Raw genomic sequence first — 14,097 nt, 5'->3', positions numbered from 1 at the left:
GCTACACAAATGGCTAAAACAGCACCAGAAATGGAAGAATATAAATATGGTTTCCGTGATGAGCATAAGTCGATTTTTCAATCCGGTAAAGGACTGAATAAAGAGATCGTAATGGAAATTTCTCGCATGAAAGATGAGCCTGAATGGATGTTAGAATTCCGTTTGAAAGCTTTGGAACAATTTGAAAAAATGCCTATGCCAGACTGGGGCGGCGACATTAGTGACTTGGATTTCAACGATATCCAGTACTATGTTAAAGCATCTGAAGGACAAGGTAAGACTTGGGAAGAAGTACCGACTGAAATCAAAGAAACTTTTGACAAATTAGGTATTCCTGAAGCAGAGCAAAAATTCTTGGCTGGTGTATCCGCTCAGTATGAATCTGAAGTGGTCTACCACAGCATGCAAAAAGAATTGGAAGATCAAGGCGTTATCTTTATGGATACTGATACAGCTTTGAAAGAACATCCAGAAATTTTGCGCGAATACTTTGCTACAGTTATCCCTACAACCGATAATAAATTTGCAGCATTGAACAGTGCAGTATGGTCAGGCGGAAGCTTTATCTATGTACCGAAGGGTGTACAATGTGAAGTGCCTTTGCAGGCTTACTTCCGTATTAACTCCGAGAACATGGGTCAATTTGAGCGTACGTTAATCATCGCAGACGAAGGCAGTATGGTTCACTATGTAGAAGGCTGTACAGCGCCGATCTACAGCACGAACTCATTGCATAGTGCTGTTGTTGAGATCATCTGTAAAAAAGATGCTCGTGTACGTTATACAACGATTCAGAACTGGGCTCCAAACATCTACAACTTGGTAACCAAACGTGCTGTTGCTGAAGAAAATGCAACTATGGAATGGGTAGATGGTAACATCGGTTCTAAATTAACAATGAAATACCCTGCGGTTATCCTTAAAGGACGCGGCGCTAAAGGTATGGTATTGTCTATCGCTGTTGCAGGTAAAGCACAACATCAAGATGCTGGCGCAAAAATGATTCACCTTGCACCAGATACAACATCTACGATTGTGTCTAAATCGATCAGTAAACATGGTGGTAAAGTAACCTATCGTGGTCTAGCATCATTCGGACGTAATTCCGAAGGTTCTAAGTCCAATATCAAATGTGATACGCTGATTCTGGATAACCAATCCACTTCAGATACAATTCCGTACAATGAGATCAAGAACGATAACATCACTCTTGAGCATGAAGCGACGGTATCTAAAGTATCTGAAGATCAACTCTTCTACTTGATGAGTCGTGGTCTAAGTGAAGATGAAGCAACACAAATGATCGTTATGGGCTTTATCGAGCCATTTACAAGAGAATTGCCTATGGAATATGCAGTAGAAATGAACCGTCTTATCAAGTTTGAGATGGAAGGTTCAATTGGATAATCCTTTAGTAGCAAGGCTTGTCGGTGTTTAAATTTGATGAAAATTCGGATTTGCCCCGATTTTGCCCCGATTTTATAAATTAATGTATTTCTCATATTGATTAAGTGAATCGTTTTCGATCTTATCAGTAATATGAAGGTACGTATCAGCAGTTGTTTTAATACTTGCGTGTCCGAGTCTCTCGGACACGTATTTTATATTTGCGCCCGATTCTATTAAATGAACTGCATGAGTGTGCCGAAGAGCGTGAGGGGAAAGTATAGGTAGATTAGCACGATTACATATAGTTTTAAAATAATCTCTTACAACATTTGTTCTTAACCATCTTCCATCTTGTTGATGAAAAATATAACCTTCTTCTGAAGGAGCATATTTTTTATATTTTAAATAAACTTCCATTTGATTAATTCTATGTTTCTTCATAAGAAAGATAGTAGTTTCATCCATTCTAATTACTCTTCGACTCTTATTTGATTTTGGTGTTGATAGATATGGTGTAGAGTTTAGAGGATAAACTAAAGTTTTTGAAATAGTGATATTCTTTTGAGAAAAGTCTATATCTTCCCATTTTAATGCTAAAGCTTCGCCAATTCGCATTCCTGTTCTAGATAACATTGCAAACAAATAATAATTTTGAGAAGACAATTGATACTTTGCATTTTTAACTGGCGTTTTGCAGGTTGAAAAAAATTTTTCTAACTGGTTTTTAGAAAAATATTTTATTGTTTTATTATCAGTTTGATCTTTTGGTATCTTAATTTTTACTAATGGATTTTCTCGAAGAATATTAAACTCATGAACTGCATCAGATATAGCGGTATTCATAATACTGTGTATTCGTCTAACTGTTCCTTCACTATAAGAAGTTCTAAGCTCGTTTATCCATTTTTGATATTCTGATCTATTTAATTCTTTAAGACGATATCTACCCCAGCGCGGTAAAATATTAAGTCTAACATTTCTTTCTTGAAGGGTATAAGTTATGGGTTTTACATTTGGTTTTTTATAAATTTCTAACCATTGAGGAAAATAATTGGCTAGCCGATCATTTCCACCTTCACCAACTCCATAATATTCCACTTTGGATTCAGCTAGATTAGCTGCTATCTGAGCTTCTTTTTTGGTATTAAATCCTCCTTTGGATGTTTCTTTATTAGTTCCTGTTTTGCGATCTACGTATCTTACTCTGTATTCCCATTTTGTTCCTCTTTTTCGATAAGTAGCCACTTATAAATCCTCCTAACTAAAAGTGATAATATTTTTTATAGGTTTTCCAATTATATAGACATCACTCCTTTTACAAAATAGTGGTGGGTACGCAGAATTATCCGGTTGAAGTATTATTTGATCATCATTTATGTAAAGTTTTCGTATGAGTAATTTCCCATTAACTGAAACTACTGCAACTTCACCATTTTCATGCTTTGTTTTTTTTATTAATAATAAATCATCTTTTCCAATACGTGATCCTAGCATAGAGTCATCTTTTACTCTTACATAGAAACAGTCTTTAATATCCCATTCTGTAGGTGTAGGTTCGTGACTTTCAATTGAATCAAAAAAAATATTTTCTTGATCTGTTTTAACGGAATTAACTACAGGTAGCATAGACAATTTAAGTTCAGAAATATCTACTCCTAAAAATGAATCTACTCCATTAAGAAGTGCAGATATATCAACCTCAAGAGCATCAGCAATCTCATGTAGACGTTCCATATCTATTTTATGTTCTCCATTTTCATAACGTTGTATAGTTTTTTTAGTTAAGCCAATTTTTTCTGCAAGCATTTGAAGGCTTAAATTACGAATCGTTCTATATTTTTTTATATTTTCGCCGACAGCAATATAAAATAATTTTGGGTTATTTTTGTTACTCAAAGTATACAAATCCCTTCGTGTGTCTTATTAGGTATATTATAACCACAAAAAGACACAAAAGCAAAGTTAAAATTAGATTTTGTGTCTTTTTGTGGTTGACATGTTTAAAACCTGTTGATAAGATAAGTGTGTCTCCAAAAGACACGGCAAGGAGGACAGAAGATGATTATCACTGTAAAGGCAGCAAGAATCAACAAAGGTATGACACAAGAAGAAGTAGCTCATAGTATTGGTCTATCTTTAAACGGTTATAAAAGAAAGGAAGGAGGAGAAAGACGTTTCTATATAGACGAAATGTTTAAATTAAGTAACCTATTTGGAATAGAAATACAAAATTTTTTGAAGCTTCGTGTCCTAAAAAGACACGATAAAGGAGATTTATTATGAAAGATATTTTAAATGTCCAGATAGATGAACATGCGATTAAAACGCTTTGTCGTGAAACAATCGAAAATTTAGTTAAAGAAGTAGATGCTGAATATGTTTATTGGGATACAGCAGAATTAAAAAAACGTACTTGTATGAGTTGGAATACCATTCAAGAAAATTTCTTTTTTGACAATCGATTTTTAAAAAGAAAAGTTGGAGGGAAGTGGTATTTCCCTGCAAAAGAAACTCGCGAATTTTTAACAAAGTGGTTGCAAGAACAGCCCAGATCTTAGTTATAAAACCTATTCTTTTATAGGTACCAATTTTTCTATAATTTAATTATGTGCTTAATAATTAAATTTGAAAAAGAGGTGGCTTAATTGAATAAAAATTTAAAGAAAAATGTAATCATTGAAAAAATTAATTTAGAAGAAATACTTTATAAGCAAATGGAGTTATTAGCAGAACGATCTAAAGAATGTTTGGCTGAAGAACTGCCAAGCATCACAACTGCTATGGTTGAAATCTACAAAGTCATTTCAAAGCCGAGAGAGCAGAATAATGTTAACGCCTTTTCTGAACAGCATTCTTTGTTTACTCAAAATGAAATCAATAAATCAATGGATATTAATGAAACTGCAGAATACTTGGGTATCTCAAAAGAACTTTTATACAAAATGTGTGCACAAAAATTGATTCCTCATACAAGACTTGGCGATGAAAATTCAAAAAAAGCAAGAATAATATTCCGCTATAGTTCAATTGAAGCATGGAGAGATGAGCAAGAAAAAAATAATTATATTGGTTAATAGACCAAAATAATGAAGGGGATTTTGTATGAATCAACTACAAGTTTTTCAGTTCAATCAAAATCAAGTACGTATTGTTTTGAAAGATGGTCAGCCATGGTGGATAGCAAAAGATATTTGTGAAATCTTGGAGATTTCTAATAGTCGTGATGCTCTTAAACGGTTGGATGATGATGAAAAGGGTGTAGTTTTAACCGACACCCTTGGAGGATCACAACCAATGCAAGCTGTAAATGAACCTGGTTTATACACTCTGGTACTTGGAAGTAGGAAGCAAGAAGCGAAAGCATTTCGTAAATGGATAACAAGTCAGGTTTTACCTGCGATTAGACAAACAGGTTCCTACCATTCAACGGTTACTCCTTCTCAACAGCTACAAGCAATTTTCATGTTAGATGGTAGACAACAAGAGATTGAATCCAGAATGGAACGTCTAGAAAACAATACAACGATAGATTACGGACAGCAATTGGCTCTTAAGAAAGCTGGAAATGTAGCGATAATGATCCTGATCGGTGGGAAAGAATCTCCTGCTTATCAGAACAGAAGTCTTCGAGGTAAAGCTTTCGCTGCTTTCTGGAGCAACTATAAGGACTATTTCAATGTGAATTCTATTAATAATACGTTGGTCAAGGATTACGGTCGTGGTTTGGACTATGTTCACCGATTGACATTGCCGGGCGAACTTTTACGAGAAATTGATACTGCTAATATGCAAATCACTATGTAGGAGGAATACGCATATGGGAATGCGGTGGGAACAACGAACGCTCGGTAAAGCTATCAGTGGTACAGAGGAAGAAATGAAAGCTTTCTTCTCACATATCACTTATAAGAGAAGCTACATTAATCCAACACATGTGATTATCAAATATAAAAATTCGTATTTATGTGAAATTGAAAAAGTATTCAGTGGGTGGATGATCTGCAATGAAGGTATCACTTTTCAAACAAAAGAGTCTGCTGTTCTAGGAGCTATTGAAAACTATCGTTTATTTAAAAGCGGTACACTCAACGGCGATCGATCAGCAGAATGGATCAAAGGGCAACCAGAGCTGGCTGAGCAAGAAGCTAAGCATAATGCACGTATTGCATTCCTAGAACGAAAGGGGTTTTTACCAGATGACTTACGAGCGCCTAGTTCAACGCATGATGATGAATCGTCGTATGACAGAAATGAGAATAATGCAATTTCAAGCCTTTAAAGATGGATTTGATACTACATTTTTTGACGAAGCTATTGAAGAACTCAAGACTGCTTTGAGTAGAACGGAGGCGGAAGAGATTGATTTTACCAGAACGCAAAATTATACGTCGTCAATTGAACAAACTGTATCTTGAGTATGTATATGCAACTAGTAAGTTTGAACAAGGATTGCATCAGAACTTGAAGACAGTATTACAACTAAAACTTGAAATTAATATTCTTCGTGGGAAATTGGTTTTGGTTGATAGTTATGAAGCTGGGGAGCATTGCTTCTTTTATGATTTAGCAAAAGAGGATGCAAAATATTGCGCAGAATGTGAGAACGTGATTTTAGAAGGACAGGAAGCATTCTTATGGCGTAAACAAACGTTTTGTCGTGAACATTGTTGCCGGTTAACACAATTCAAGGCTGGAATGGCAAAGAAAAAGACTACATCGGGAAATGTAGTCAGTCGGATCGTTGTATAAATTCAGTAAATTCAATATACCACGGTCTTAAAATTTTGACAAATGGGCAGGGGGTTCCTGCGTGGAAAACAATCAAATTGAGCAGTATATCGCTGATATCAATAAGTATCGCGCGGCTGCTACTAAATACGACGATGAATCACCAGGTTCATTAGTTCAAAAAGTTAAGTATTTAACACAAGCCTATGCGCTCATGGGACGAGTTTCTGCTTACCTAGATGGGAATCATAAGCGAATCTATGTACAGCGGAAACGAGTCTATGCAGAAGCTAAAAGGGATGCCAAACGTGGAGATAAAGAGAATACCGCTGAACTAGCTGTTCTCGATCTAAGAGAGCAAGAAGTCGAAGCTTACGAACGAATGATGCTTTGGAGAAATGAATATAAGTCTCTTGCTGAATATCTTTACGAAATGCGTCTACGTGTACGCATCGATATGAATATGTTAAATCATCAAGCAAATTAGGAGTGTGTTATATGACTGCATTTAAAGTTGTATTGCTTCAAGATCACCTTTACCCACTAGCAATTGGATCAGCAAAGGTGCGTTATAAAGCTGGGAGTATGTTAGAAGTGGCTGCTGATTTCAGCATCATCGAATATGGCAAGAAAACGAATTACAAAATTATGCCGTATCAGATCGGTCGTGGATGGGAACGGTTATATACGTTCTCAGAAGTACCTATTGACCTCATGGATGACTTGCAAAAAGCGATTCATGATCGTGACTTAGCTTTGCATGAATTGAAACGCTTACAAGATGAACATGGAACACTATATTCCAAATATATTCGTTTATCGGTTGAAAATAAACATTCTAAGCTCAAAATAGAACAACTTCAGCGTGTAGTTGATCAACAGAAAGTAGGTGATGTTATTGGAGTTTCGACTCAATGCAGCACCGAAGCCGGGGAAGTACAAACGAGTTAATCCGACACAGCGTCAGAAAGGCGATATCAATGCTAAAGCAGATGTAGCACTCAAGCAACGGTCGATGGGATTATGCGAGCTGTGCGGTCAGACATGGGCTGTACAGCGTGCTCACCTCACAGGTCGTAAACACATCAAGCATAAAACAACTGAAGCTGATTTGGCTCATGTATGTCTCGAATGTCATGACTGGTTAGACAAAGATCCGCGCGGTATACAAGCTAGAAGATTGATCGCAATTATTGTAAATCATGCTTTGTTGGAGTTAGAAAGTGAAAGGAAGGATACGTAATGGCAGACGAAATTCATCGCATAGTGAAAAACAGCAATTACGTAATCATGGATCGCAGGATTTTTCACAATAAAAAGTTGTCTTGGAAAGCAAAAGGAATCATGGCTTATGTCTTAACACTACCGAATGATTGGACTTTTCGCTTAGAAGAAATCATTACTCATAGCATCGATAAACGAGATTCTTTTCGATCGGGTTGGAAAGAACTTCAAGAACAAGGGTATGTGGAACGGATACCTATTAAAGATGATAAGGGCATCATTGTTCGTTGGGAAACTCACGTATTTGAGTGCCCAGAAGAACAAGAAACAATTGATCCACAAACGGAAAATCCGCATATGGATAATAAGTCCACAAACGGATTTTCCGCATCCATAAACGGATTATCCAGTCACTGGGAAAACCAGACACTGGATAATCCGACACTACTAAGTATTGAAAAAGAACTAAGGATTGATAGTACTAAATCTACTACTACAGGCGATGAAGAATTTTATTCAGAAGTTGGAACAGTAGAAGCTTATAAACAAGTATTTGGAGGACTGGGAATGATGCCGGGACTCTGGTCTAAATATATTCGTAATTTAAAAAAACGAGGACATGCAGATGAAGTCATTTCAGAAGCATTGCTTGAAGCTGGTGAATCTGCTTCTGGAAAGCCGAATCTAAACTTTTTCACAACGATCATGGAGCGTTGGATCAAAGATGGAATCAAGTCGCGTGAAGAATCTAGGGCACATCGAGATAAGAATAAAACATCTGTTCAGCAAAAGCGGGCATATAGCAAACCAACCAAGCCAGAATTGCCAGTAGTACAGTCAACGCAACCAGAACAATCAGGTGTTTCTCAAGAACTAATAGACGAAGCTATGCGGCTTGCAGAACAAATGATGGATTAGGGAGTGAATCGATGGATAGACAAATGAACATGTGGGATGTCTACGAATACATGAAACAAATGTATCTCAGATCAGGACATATTCCAGATACTCAATCGCTTCAATCCGAATTTCAGGATATGGAACAACCAGAGATTGTTGATGGAGTGATTCACTTCCACAAAATCATTCGGGGGTGCCCATGAACGATATTAGCCCTGATTTTAAACTAGAAGATAACTTGAAAGATAAAGATGTCGTGCTGGATATTTTGCAATACGAAGCCACACCAGCAGCTATTCAGGTATTTGCAAAACGTTCATCGGAATTAATGGACTATAGTTATTGGTTCCTGTTAGGAACGTTATGGGTGAGCTACTCTGGATGGTCGGATTTGAACTTGTGGAAAAGATTACTACGTTCTACACGTAATCGTCGACAGACTTCATTGATGAAGCCGAGCGAAATAAACGAGTTTGGTAAACTGCCAGCCACATTAAAGGTTTATCGAGCACACCGTATCGGTGAGACTGATTGGATCAGCTATACACTCGATGCGGAAATAGCAAAAAGGTTTGCTCTGGAACGTGATGTTGATCAAATATCTGAATACAAAATCAAGAAAAAAGATGTTGTAGCATTGTTTCTACGTCGGGGAGAGCAAGAAGTAATTTTGCTAGATAAGAAAAAGGCTAAATTCATTGGGAATCATTCGATTATAAATATTGGGACAAGGAGCGATAACTATGCCGCGCAGACGAACAATCAAAGGCACTAATCAAACGACCACTCGATCTAGAAATGATGGATTAGCTTTTGAACACACTTTAGATCTCAGCAATCAAATGTATCTTCGCAAAGGTATCGCAGTAATTACTAAACGAGCTGCACCAGTTAAGGTCATTCGCAAGGTTGGGAATGTTGTAAAAGAAGGATATTTTGAAAAAGCATCTACTGTAGATTATGACGGAGTATACAAAAATAAATCTATACAGTTTGATGCTAAATCCATTTTGTCATTAGATCGATTTGATCTGAGTATGGTCAAGAAACACCAGTATGAGCACATGCTTAGATGCCAGCAACACGGAGCCATTTGCTTTCTACTGATCGAGTTCATTTCTCAGAGGAAAATATATCTACTCACGATCGACACGCTTAAAAGTTATGTAGAAGCGTCCAAAGCTGGTGGTCGTAAAAGTATACGAATTGAAGATTTAGATATCCATGCTTACGAAGTCGATAAGTATCTGACTAAACGGGTACCGGTAGACTATTTGAAAGCAGTGGATCAGGTGTTTGATCTAATTGATTGAATATTCATTTTTAACAAAAAATTATTACACGTTTATTAAAAACAAATAAATATAAGTTAAAATCCAAAACAAAAAAACTACACGATCCTCTCAATAAATTTTAACCATACTTGCATTCACCATAGTGAACACTTTCGGTAACAAGTTGGAGGTGTGTAGTTTCTTCAAATTCATATTACAACTTATTATTTTCTTTTGCAAGAAGAAATTACTTTTTTCTATAAAAAAATCCATAAACAGTATTCGAATTTTTAAAAAATGAGGAGCAATTATGAAAGAATCAGATATGTACCCATACTTGAAGAAATACTTCGAGGGTAAAGGATATACGGTATATCCAGAGATCGAACCACCAGGTAATGGAACAAAACGCGCGGACATTGTAGCGATTAAAGATCAAGAAGTCGTAATAATTGAGATGAAAGTCGGGTTTGGATTAACGGTTATACAACAAGCTTGCGACTGGAAGGGTTATGCGAATCAAATTTATATCGCTATACCTAAACCGAAGAAACGTAATTGGATGCCACCAATCGGATCTAAGTTACTTGCTAGTGAAAAACTTGGTTTGCTAGAAGTGGATTTGAAAGATTACTCCAATTTTGCTTATGTTGATGTCAATTTTAGTCGTGTACGTGAAGTGAATAAAGCACCATACCAGCCTGAAGCGTCGAGTGCAATCAGTATTATCAAATTTATCACACCATATCACTTAGAGGGACCTAACGGTGGAAGTCAGACAGGCGGTCATATATCTGGATACCAAGTCACTATGCGCCGAGTAAAAGAGTTTCTCACAGATCGGGATTGGACGACAGCAAAAGAGATTGCGGACAACGTAGAGACTCATTACTATGCTCAGGATAAGTCAGCAAGTCTGAAGCAATCATTGCTGAAATGGGAAAGCGAATGGTGTGAGTACAAGGTAATTAAGGGTCGAGGATATTTCAGGATCAAATCAGGTCAATCTTGAGAGGACGGATAAACAGTGAATGAAGGCGAAGTCTGGAATCAACATTATCTTCGTCAGATCAGGGGATGGGAAGCGGCGATTGCTGCCGATCAAGCCGAGATTGATCGGTGCAAAGAGATCGTTGAGAAAGCTTCCCGTAATTCTCTTAAAACAAAAGTCGTAACTGAACAAAAGACATATGGCGATTTCTTAGAATCAACGATCATTCCAAGATATAAGAAAAATATCATTGGGTATCGACAAATTATTGCTGGTCTAGAAGAACGCTTATTGGATATAGAAACTACTTTATTTTGATTTTGAGAGGATGAATAACGTGGAATTTATTAAATATGAATGCGAAACTTGTGGTCGTAAATTTGGTGTTGAAGCGGATCTGGAAGAACCAGCTTGCCCAGAATGTGGCAAAACAAATTGTGCAGAATTGGAATAGCTAATATCGCTCAATCAGAGCAGAGGGAGAGATAAGGTGAAAGCTAAAAAATGGAATGTTCGGATTTATTGGAAAGGTAAACATATTTTCTCAGAAAGTATTACAGCTTCTGAACGTGCAGCTACAGAACATATGGTTAAGCAATACCGCCGAGGAGTCACACTTCAATTTTATGTTGGTCGCAAGTGGATCAAAGAAGTGATGTGCTAAATGGAACGGATATTAGACGCATGTTGTGGCAGCCGGATGTTCTGGTTCGATAAGAACAACTCAGACGTTGTATACGCAGATAATCGTGAGTTAAGCGATACGTTATGTGACGGAAGAACGTTGAACGTGCATCCAGATATAATTGCCGATTTTCGGAATATGCCTTTTGAAGATGAATCTTTTTATATGGTTGTATTTGATCCACCTCATTTGTTGAAAGCAGGCGATGAATCGTGGTTGGCCAAAAAGTACGGGAAGCTTACAAGTACATGGCAAGATGATATACGACAAGGATTTGCAGAGTGTATGCGAGTCCTCAAACCAAATGGAACACTCATATTCAAGTGGAATGAGGAACAAGTAGCCTTATCTGAACTGAAGAAGCTATTTCCTCAAGCGCCACTCTTCGGTAATAGACGGAGCAAGACGCATTGGCTTGTATTTATGAAAGATCAGGCTTAATCAGTCAGCCTATAAAGGGGAGATAACCATGAACATGAACGTATACAAAATTGAAAGACTTTGGATTGCAGCAGAAACAACTCAACAAGCATTGCTTAAATATATGGAACACGTTGATTATCCTGATAATCTTCTTCCTGTATATGAATTATCTGAAGGAGAAAAGGACGAGCATAGTATTGATTTGCGTAGACTTACAACAGAAGAGATAAATTCTCCAGAATTCCAATGTTGCTACGATGGTGAGGGTTGCGATTTTTGTGAAGATCAAGACGACGAAATCACTATTTCTCTTGTAGATCATATTAAAAGTAGAAAGAATTTCCCGGCAGTCATTATGGAAGAGTTGTAATCAATCATAGAGGGGGAACAACTCTGTTCCCCAACCACGAAGGAGAATAAACATGAGTACAGATAAATTAAAAAAAGGCGATCAAGTCGTTATGCACACTTGTATTGAAGCAGAAACACATGCTGGACACATCTGGACATGTAGAGGGGATCAATTCACTCGTGGTACAGGCGTGTATGCTCAAGACTCAGTATTTCTTGAAGGATTTAGCGGTTCGTTTGCACCAGAATTTTTGCAGAAAGTTAATGTTGAAGATGTTCAAGGCATACCGTGGATCAAATACGATAGTACTGATCGTTCAATCGAAAGTCACGTCAATCATATTGTGTCTGATGGTAATACAACACTGATTGCTCAACATGCGGTTTTTAACGGGAAGTACTATTGGCATATTAATGAATCTCTTATCAGTTGGGTGAAATATTACGCAGTTATCAACTTGCCAGTAGAGGAAGGAGATACAGAGGTATGACACAACAACAGAACGTTGAACTGTTTTTATTAATACATCCAGAGCGCGAAGGGATTTTACTTCAAGTATGGAATGACGTGAACTTGCCTAATAATCCAGATACTGATCAATTAGTTGATGAATTTTTGATAGAAAATTATGGTGGTTCTTCGAAATGGGATTATCATCGAATATCGGATATGGATTTAATGTTTGCAGGCAAAGAGCCATACGAACAATTTTTGGAGATAAAAACCCTAATGCGGGCAGAAAAAGCAGAAGTAACAACAGCAAATCTGTTGCTTTTGGAACGTGCAAACGAAACAGAACAGAAGTTGGAAGCTCAACTTATACGGGCAGACAAAGCGGAGCAGGAACGGGATAAACTCATTCAGGTACTTAAAGACATAGTAGCAGTTCCCGTTGCTAAGTCTATGCATAACGAAGCGCTGATATTGCATAACATTGCTCATAAAGCTTTAGAAGGGAGTAATACAGATGCCAAGAGAGATTAAACACAGAGGATTTGTTCCCGATCAAGAAACATGGATTACTGGAAATCTAATCGGAAATAATGTCATTGTTGGTGAAATAGTAGATTTTAACGATGAATATTTCACTACTGAATTTTGGCAGAAGGTTGATCCTGAATCAGTTGGTCAATATACGGAATTAGAAGAAATGTACGAAGGCGATATCGTGAAATATAAATCGTCATGTATAGGTAATCCAAATGAAAATTTGGTAGGTGTCGTGTCTTACTTGGAAGCTCAGTTTTTTATTGTAAATGAAAAGGAAGAACGGGCTATCCCTTTATTTACAGAGACAGCAGAACTTGAAGTCATCGGCAATATATACGAACATCCTGAATTACTAGAAAGCTAATCTAACACACACAGGGGCAGTACTACTGTCCCTACTCAGATAAGGAGATCGCATGAAATCACCACAAGACATTATCAATCATTACAAGGAGCGATTATCTATGTCAGATCAAAAAATGGTTACAGCAAAAGAATTTTGGATTTGGACTGAGAAAGCGGAATATCAAGATCAAACACGTCGTGCACGCGCAGGTGAACAAGTGAGATTAGACATTCTATATACAGCTCCTAAATTCATGGTAGATCAAGGCTTGATTGTAGATGCAGCTAATACAGAGGTCAAAGTTATTGAGGGTCAAACTGATCTTTTAGGGTTTTTATAGTGGGGGTGGAGCAGTTGGAGTGGTTCCCGGAGGCGACAGCCGCTGAAGCACAAGCAGTCAGAAATTTACTTCGCAGATATCCCGTTATGCGCCGGACAGTATCTGCATTATCCCAGTTGCCGAATCTTACTGAGAAACAGAACGATGTGCAACAAACATATCAATTAAAAATCCGTAATATTGAATTAGCCGTCAACCTAATTATGGACGAAGAAGTTAAAAATATGATAGAGTACCGATTTATAAAAGGCCATCCTCGCAAGGCTGCTGTAAATCGATTTCGCTTGATTACTGATAGATCGGTAGATCGCAAAATTCGTGAAGGTATATCGTCTATAGCTAATACATTAAAACTCATGGGTGAGATTTAATATAAAACGTGTCTGTATTCTGTCTGTAATGAGTCTGTACCACGTCCGCTATATGTCTGTATTATCGGGCTACAATTCATCTAT

General features: G+C 37.2%; 26 protein-coding genes. 24 read left to right on the top strand and 2 right to left on the bottom strand.

What is annotated here, in order from left to right:
* Nucleotides 1-9: 9 nt before the first annotated feature.
* Nucleotides 10-1,407, top strand: coding sequence for a Fe-S cluster assembly protein SufB (sufB, locus tag RCP16_RS12050; RefSeq protein ID WP_069327101.1), 1,398 nt, complete (start codon nucleotides 10-12; stop codon nucleotides 1,405-1,407).
* A gap of 72 nt (nucleotides 1,408-1,479) precedes the next feature.
* Here the strand turns inward: sufB and RCP16_RS12045 are convergent, their stop codons facing one another.
* A complete protein-coding gene (locus tag RCP16_RS12045; protein WP_308640391.1) occupies nucleotides 1,480-2,634 on the bottom strand; it encodes a site-specific integrase in 1,155 nt (384 codons plus the stop codon).
* A 12-nt stretch (nucleotides 2,635-2,646) separates the two neighbouring features.
* Nucleotides 2,647-3,285 (bottom strand): LexA family protein, encoded by a 639-nt coding sequence (locus RCP16_RS12040; RefSeq protein WP_308640390.1) that lies wholly within the window; start codon nucleotides 3,283-3,285, stop codon nucleotides 2,647-2,649.
* Between the two features lie 162 nt (nucleotides 3,286-3,447).
* Here RCP16_RS12040 and RCP16_RS12035 point away from each other — a divergent pair, with 162 nt between their 5' ends.
* From RCP16_RS12035 to RCP16_RS11925, 23 genes are all read left to right on the top strand, one after another.
* On the top strand, nucleotides 3,448-3,672 hold the full coding sequence (locus RCP16_RS12035; protein WP_308640389.1) for a helix-turn-helix transcriptional regulator: 225 nt from the start codon (nucleotides 3,448-3,450) through the stop codon (nucleotides 3,670-3,672).
* 5 nt (nucleotides 3,673-3,677) lie between these two features.
* Complete coding sequence (locus RCP16_RS12030) at nucleotides 3,678-3,947, top strand: group-specific protein (RefSeq protein WP_308642480.1); 270 nt, start codon at nucleotides 3,678-3,680, stop codon at nucleotides 3,945-3,947.
* A gap of 87 nt (nucleotides 3,948-4,034) precedes the next feature.
* Nucleotides 4,035-4,463 (top strand): helix-turn-helix domain-containing protein, encoded by a 429-nt coding sequence (locus RCP16_RS12025; RefSeq protein ID WP_308640388.1) that lies wholly within the window; start codon nucleotides 4,035-4,037, stop codon nucleotides 4,461-4,463.
* 28 nt (nucleotides 4,464-4,491) lie between these two features.
* Nucleotides 4,492-5,193: an ORF6C domain-containing protein gene (locus RCP16_RS12020; protein ID WP_308640387.1), complete on the top strand. Its 702-nt coding sequence runs from the start codon at nucleotides 4,492-4,494 to the stop codon at nucleotides 5,191-5,193.
* 13 nt (nucleotides 5,194-5,206) lie between these two features.
* Nucleotides 5,207-5,668: a hypothetical protein gene (locus tag RCP16_RS12015; protein WP_308640386.1), complete on the top strand. Its 462-nt coding sequence runs from the start codon at nucleotides 5,207-5,209 to the stop codon at nucleotides 5,666-5,668.
* Nucleotides 5,669-5,748: 80 nt separating this feature from the next.
* The gene (locus RCP16_RS12010; protein WP_308640385.1) at nucleotides 5,749-6,138 is read left to right on the top strand and encodes a hypothetical protein; all 390 of its coding nucleotides are present in this window, start codon (nucleotides 5,749-5,751) and stop codon (nucleotides 6,136-6,138) included.
* Between the two features lie 61 nt (nucleotides 6,139-6,199).
* The gene (locus RCP16_RS12005; protein ID WP_308640384.1) at nucleotides 6,200-6,604 is read left to right on the top strand and encodes a hypothetical protein; all 405 of its coding nucleotides are present in this window, start codon (nucleotides 6,200-6,202) and stop codon (nucleotides 6,602-6,604) included.
* 11 nt (nucleotides 6,605-6,615) lie between these two features.
* Nucleotides 6,616-7,068 (top strand): hypothetical protein, encoded by a 453-nt coding sequence (locus RCP16_RS12000; RefSeq protein ID WP_308640383.1) that lies wholly within the window; start codon nucleotides 6,616-6,618, stop codon nucleotides 7,066-7,068.
* Nucleotides 7,010-7,360, top strand: coding sequence for a hypothetical protein (locus tag RCP16_RS11995; protein ID WP_371748086.1), 351 nt, complete (start codon nucleotides 7,010-7,012; stop codon nucleotides 7,358-7,360). The genes RCP16_RS12000 and RCP16_RS11995 overlap by 59 nt, the downstream gene beginning before the upstream one ends.
* Nucleotides 7,360-8,259 (top strand): DnaD domain protein, encoded by a 900-nt coding sequence (locus tag RCP16_RS11990; protein WP_308640381.1) that lies wholly within the window; start codon nucleotides 7,360-7,362, stop codon nucleotides 8,257-8,259. Before RCP16_RS11995 ends, RCP16_RS11990 begins: the two co-directional genes overlap by 1 nt.
* A gap of 11 nt (nucleotides 8,260-8,270) precedes the next feature.
* Complete coding sequence (locus tag RCP16_RS11985; RefSeq protein WP_308640380.1) at nucleotides 8,271-8,444, top strand: hypothetical protein; 174 nt, start codon at nucleotides 8,271-8,273, stop codon at nucleotides 8,442-8,444.
* Complete coding sequence (locus RCP16_RS11980; protein WP_308640379.1) at nucleotides 8,441-9,016, top strand: hypothetical protein; 576 nt, start codon at nucleotides 8,441-8,443, stop codon at nucleotides 9,014-9,016. The genes RCP16_RS11985 and RCP16_RS11980 overlap by 4 nt, the downstream gene beginning before the upstream one ends.
* Nucleotides 8,985-9,554, top strand: coding sequence for a Holliday junction resolvase RecU (locus RCP16_RS11975; RefSeq protein WP_308640378.1), 570 nt, complete (start codon nucleotides 8,985-8,987; stop codon nucleotides 9,552-9,554). Before RCP16_RS11980 ends, RCP16_RS11975 begins: the two co-directional genes overlap by 32 nt.
* A 271-nt stretch (nucleotides 9,555-9,825) precedes the next feature.
* Entirely contained in the window at nucleotides 9,826-10,527 is a 702-nt protein-coding gene (locus RCP16_RS11970) for a hypothetical protein (RefSeq protein WP_308640377.1), read from the top strand.
* A gap of 15 nt (nucleotides 10,528-10,542) precedes the next feature.
* Nucleotides 10,543-10,824: a hypothetical protein gene (locus tag RCP16_RS11965; RefSeq protein ID WP_308640376.1), complete on the top strand. Its 282-nt coding sequence runs from the start codon at nucleotides 10,543-10,545 to the stop codon at nucleotides 10,822-10,824.
* Nucleotides 10,825-10,996: 172 nt separating this feature from the next.
* Nucleotides 10,997-11,170: a hypothetical protein gene (locus RCP16_RS11960; protein WP_308640375.1), complete on the top strand. Its 174-nt coding sequence runs from the start codon at nucleotides 10,997-10,999 to the stop codon at nucleotides 11,168-11,170.
* Nucleotides 11,171-11,632, top strand: coding sequence for a class I SAM-dependent methyltransferase (locus RCP16_RS11955; protein ID WP_308640374.1), 462 nt, complete (start codon nucleotides 11,171-11,173; stop codon nucleotides 11,630-11,632). It begins immediately after the preceding gene.
* A 28-nt stretch (nucleotides 11,633-11,660) separates the two neighbouring features.
* Nucleotides 11,661-11,984 (top strand): hypothetical protein, encoded by a 324-nt coding sequence (locus tag RCP16_RS11950; RefSeq protein ID WP_308640373.1) that lies wholly within the window; start codon nucleotides 11,661-11,663, stop codon nucleotides 11,982-11,984.
* Between the two features lie 52 nt (nucleotides 11,985-12,036).
* Complete coding sequence (locus RCP16_RS11945) at nucleotides 12,037-12,456, top strand: hypothetical protein (protein ID WP_308640372.1); 420 nt, start codon at nucleotides 12,037-12,039, stop codon at nucleotides 12,454-12,456.
* The gene (locus tag RCP16_RS11940) at nucleotides 12,453-12,950 is read left to right on the top strand and encodes a hypothetical protein (protein WP_308640371.1); all 498 of its coding nucleotides are present in this window, start codon (nucleotides 12,453-12,455) and stop codon (nucleotides 12,948-12,950) included. The genes RCP16_RS11945 and RCP16_RS11940 overlap by 4 nt, the downstream gene beginning before the upstream one ends.
* Nucleotides 12,934-13,320: a YopX family protein gene (locus RCP16_RS11935; protein WP_308640370.1), complete on the top strand. Its 387-nt coding sequence runs from the start codon at nucleotides 12,934-12,936 to the stop codon at nucleotides 13,318-13,320. The genes RCP16_RS11940 and RCP16_RS11935 overlap by 17 nt, the downstream gene beginning before the upstream one ends.
* 52 nt (nucleotides 13,321-13,372) lie before the next feature.
* Complete coding sequence (locus RCP16_RS11930) at nucleotides 13,373-13,642, top strand: hypothetical protein (protein ID WP_308640369.1); 270 nt, start codon at nucleotides 13,373-13,375, stop codon at nucleotides 13,640-13,642.
* 14 nt (nucleotides 13,643-13,656) lie between these two features.
* On the top strand, nucleotides 13,657-14,013 hold the full coding sequence (locus RCP16_RS11925) for a hypothetical protein (protein WP_308640368.1): 357 nt from the start codon (nucleotides 13,657-13,659) through the stop codon (nucleotides 14,011-14,013).
* The last annotated feature ends 84 nt before the right edge of the window (nucleotides 14,014-14,097 follow it).

It is taken from the genome of Paenibacillus nuruki, from assembly GCF_963311185.1.
Classification (GTDB): Bacteria; Bacillota; Bacilli; order Paenibacillales; family Paenibacillaceae; genus Saccharibacillus; species Saccharibacillus nuruki.
Note: the sequence above shows the minus strand (reverse complement) of the source record. Positions and strands in the feature narration are given on the sequence as shown.

Coding starts and splice junctions, on each gene's coding strand:
- sufB (WP_069327101.1), top strand. CDS start 10: ATGGCTAAAACAGCACCAGAAATGGAAGAATATAAATATGGTTTCCGT.
- RCP16_RS12035 (WP_308640389.1), top strand. CDS start 3,448: ATGATTATCACTGTAAAGGCAGCAAGAATCAACAAAGGTATGACACAA.
- RCP16_RS12020 (WP_308640387.1), top strand. CDS start 4,492: ATGAATCAACTACAAGTTTTTCAGTTCAATCAAAATCAAGTACGTATT.
- RCP16_RS12015 (WP_308640386.1), top strand. CDS start 5,207: ATGGGAATGCGGTGGGAACAACGAACGCTCGGTAAAGCTATCAGTGGT.
- RCP16_RS12000 (WP_308640383.1), top strand. CDS start 6,616: ATGACTGCATTTAAAGTTGTATTGCTTCAAGATCACCTTTACCCACTA.
- RCP16_RS11995 (WP_371748086.1), top strand. CDS start 7,010: ATGTTATTGGAGTTTCGACTCAATGCAGCACCGAAGCCGGGGAAGTAC.
- RCP16_RS11990 (WP_308640381.1), top strand. CDS start 7,360: ATGGCAGACGAAATTCATCGCATAGTGAAAAACAGCAATTACGTAATC.
- RCP16_RS11985 (WP_308640380.1), top strand. CDS start 8,271: ATGGATAGACAAATGAACATGTGGGATGTCTACGAATACATGAAACAA.
- RCP16_RS11980 (WP_308640379.1), top strand. CDS start 8,441: ATGAACGATATTAGCCCTGATTTTAAACTAGAAGATAACTTGAAAGAT.
- RCP16_RS11975 (WP_308640378.1), top strand. CDS start 8,985: ATGCCGCGCAGACGAACAATCAAAGGCACTAATCAAACGACCACTCGA.
- RCP16_RS11970 (WP_308640377.1), top strand. CDS start 9,826: ATGAAAGAATCAGATATGTACCCATACTTGAAGAAATACTTCGAGGGT.
- RCP16_RS11955 (WP_308640374.1), top strand. CDS start 11,171: ATGGAACGGATATTAGACGCATGTTGTGGCAGCCGGATGTTCTGGTTC.
- RCP16_RS11950 (WP_308640373.1), top strand. CDS start 11,661: ATGAACATGAACGTATACAAAATTGAAAGACTTTGGATTGCAGCAGAA.
- RCP16_RS11945 (WP_308640372.1), top strand. CDS start 12,037: ATGAGTACAGATAAATTAAAAAAAGGCGATCAAGTCGTTATGCACACT.
- RCP16_RS11940 (WP_308640371.1), top strand. CDS start 12,453: ATGACACAACAACAGAACGTTGAACTGTTTTTATTAATACATCCAGAG.
- RCP16_RS11935 (WP_308640370.1), top strand. CDS start 12,934: ATGCCAAGAGAGATTAAACACAGAGGATTTGTTCCCGATCAAGAAACA.
- RCP16_RS11930 (WP_308640369.1), top strand. CDS start 13,373: ATGAAATCACCACAAGACATTATCAATCATTACAAGGAGCGATTATCT.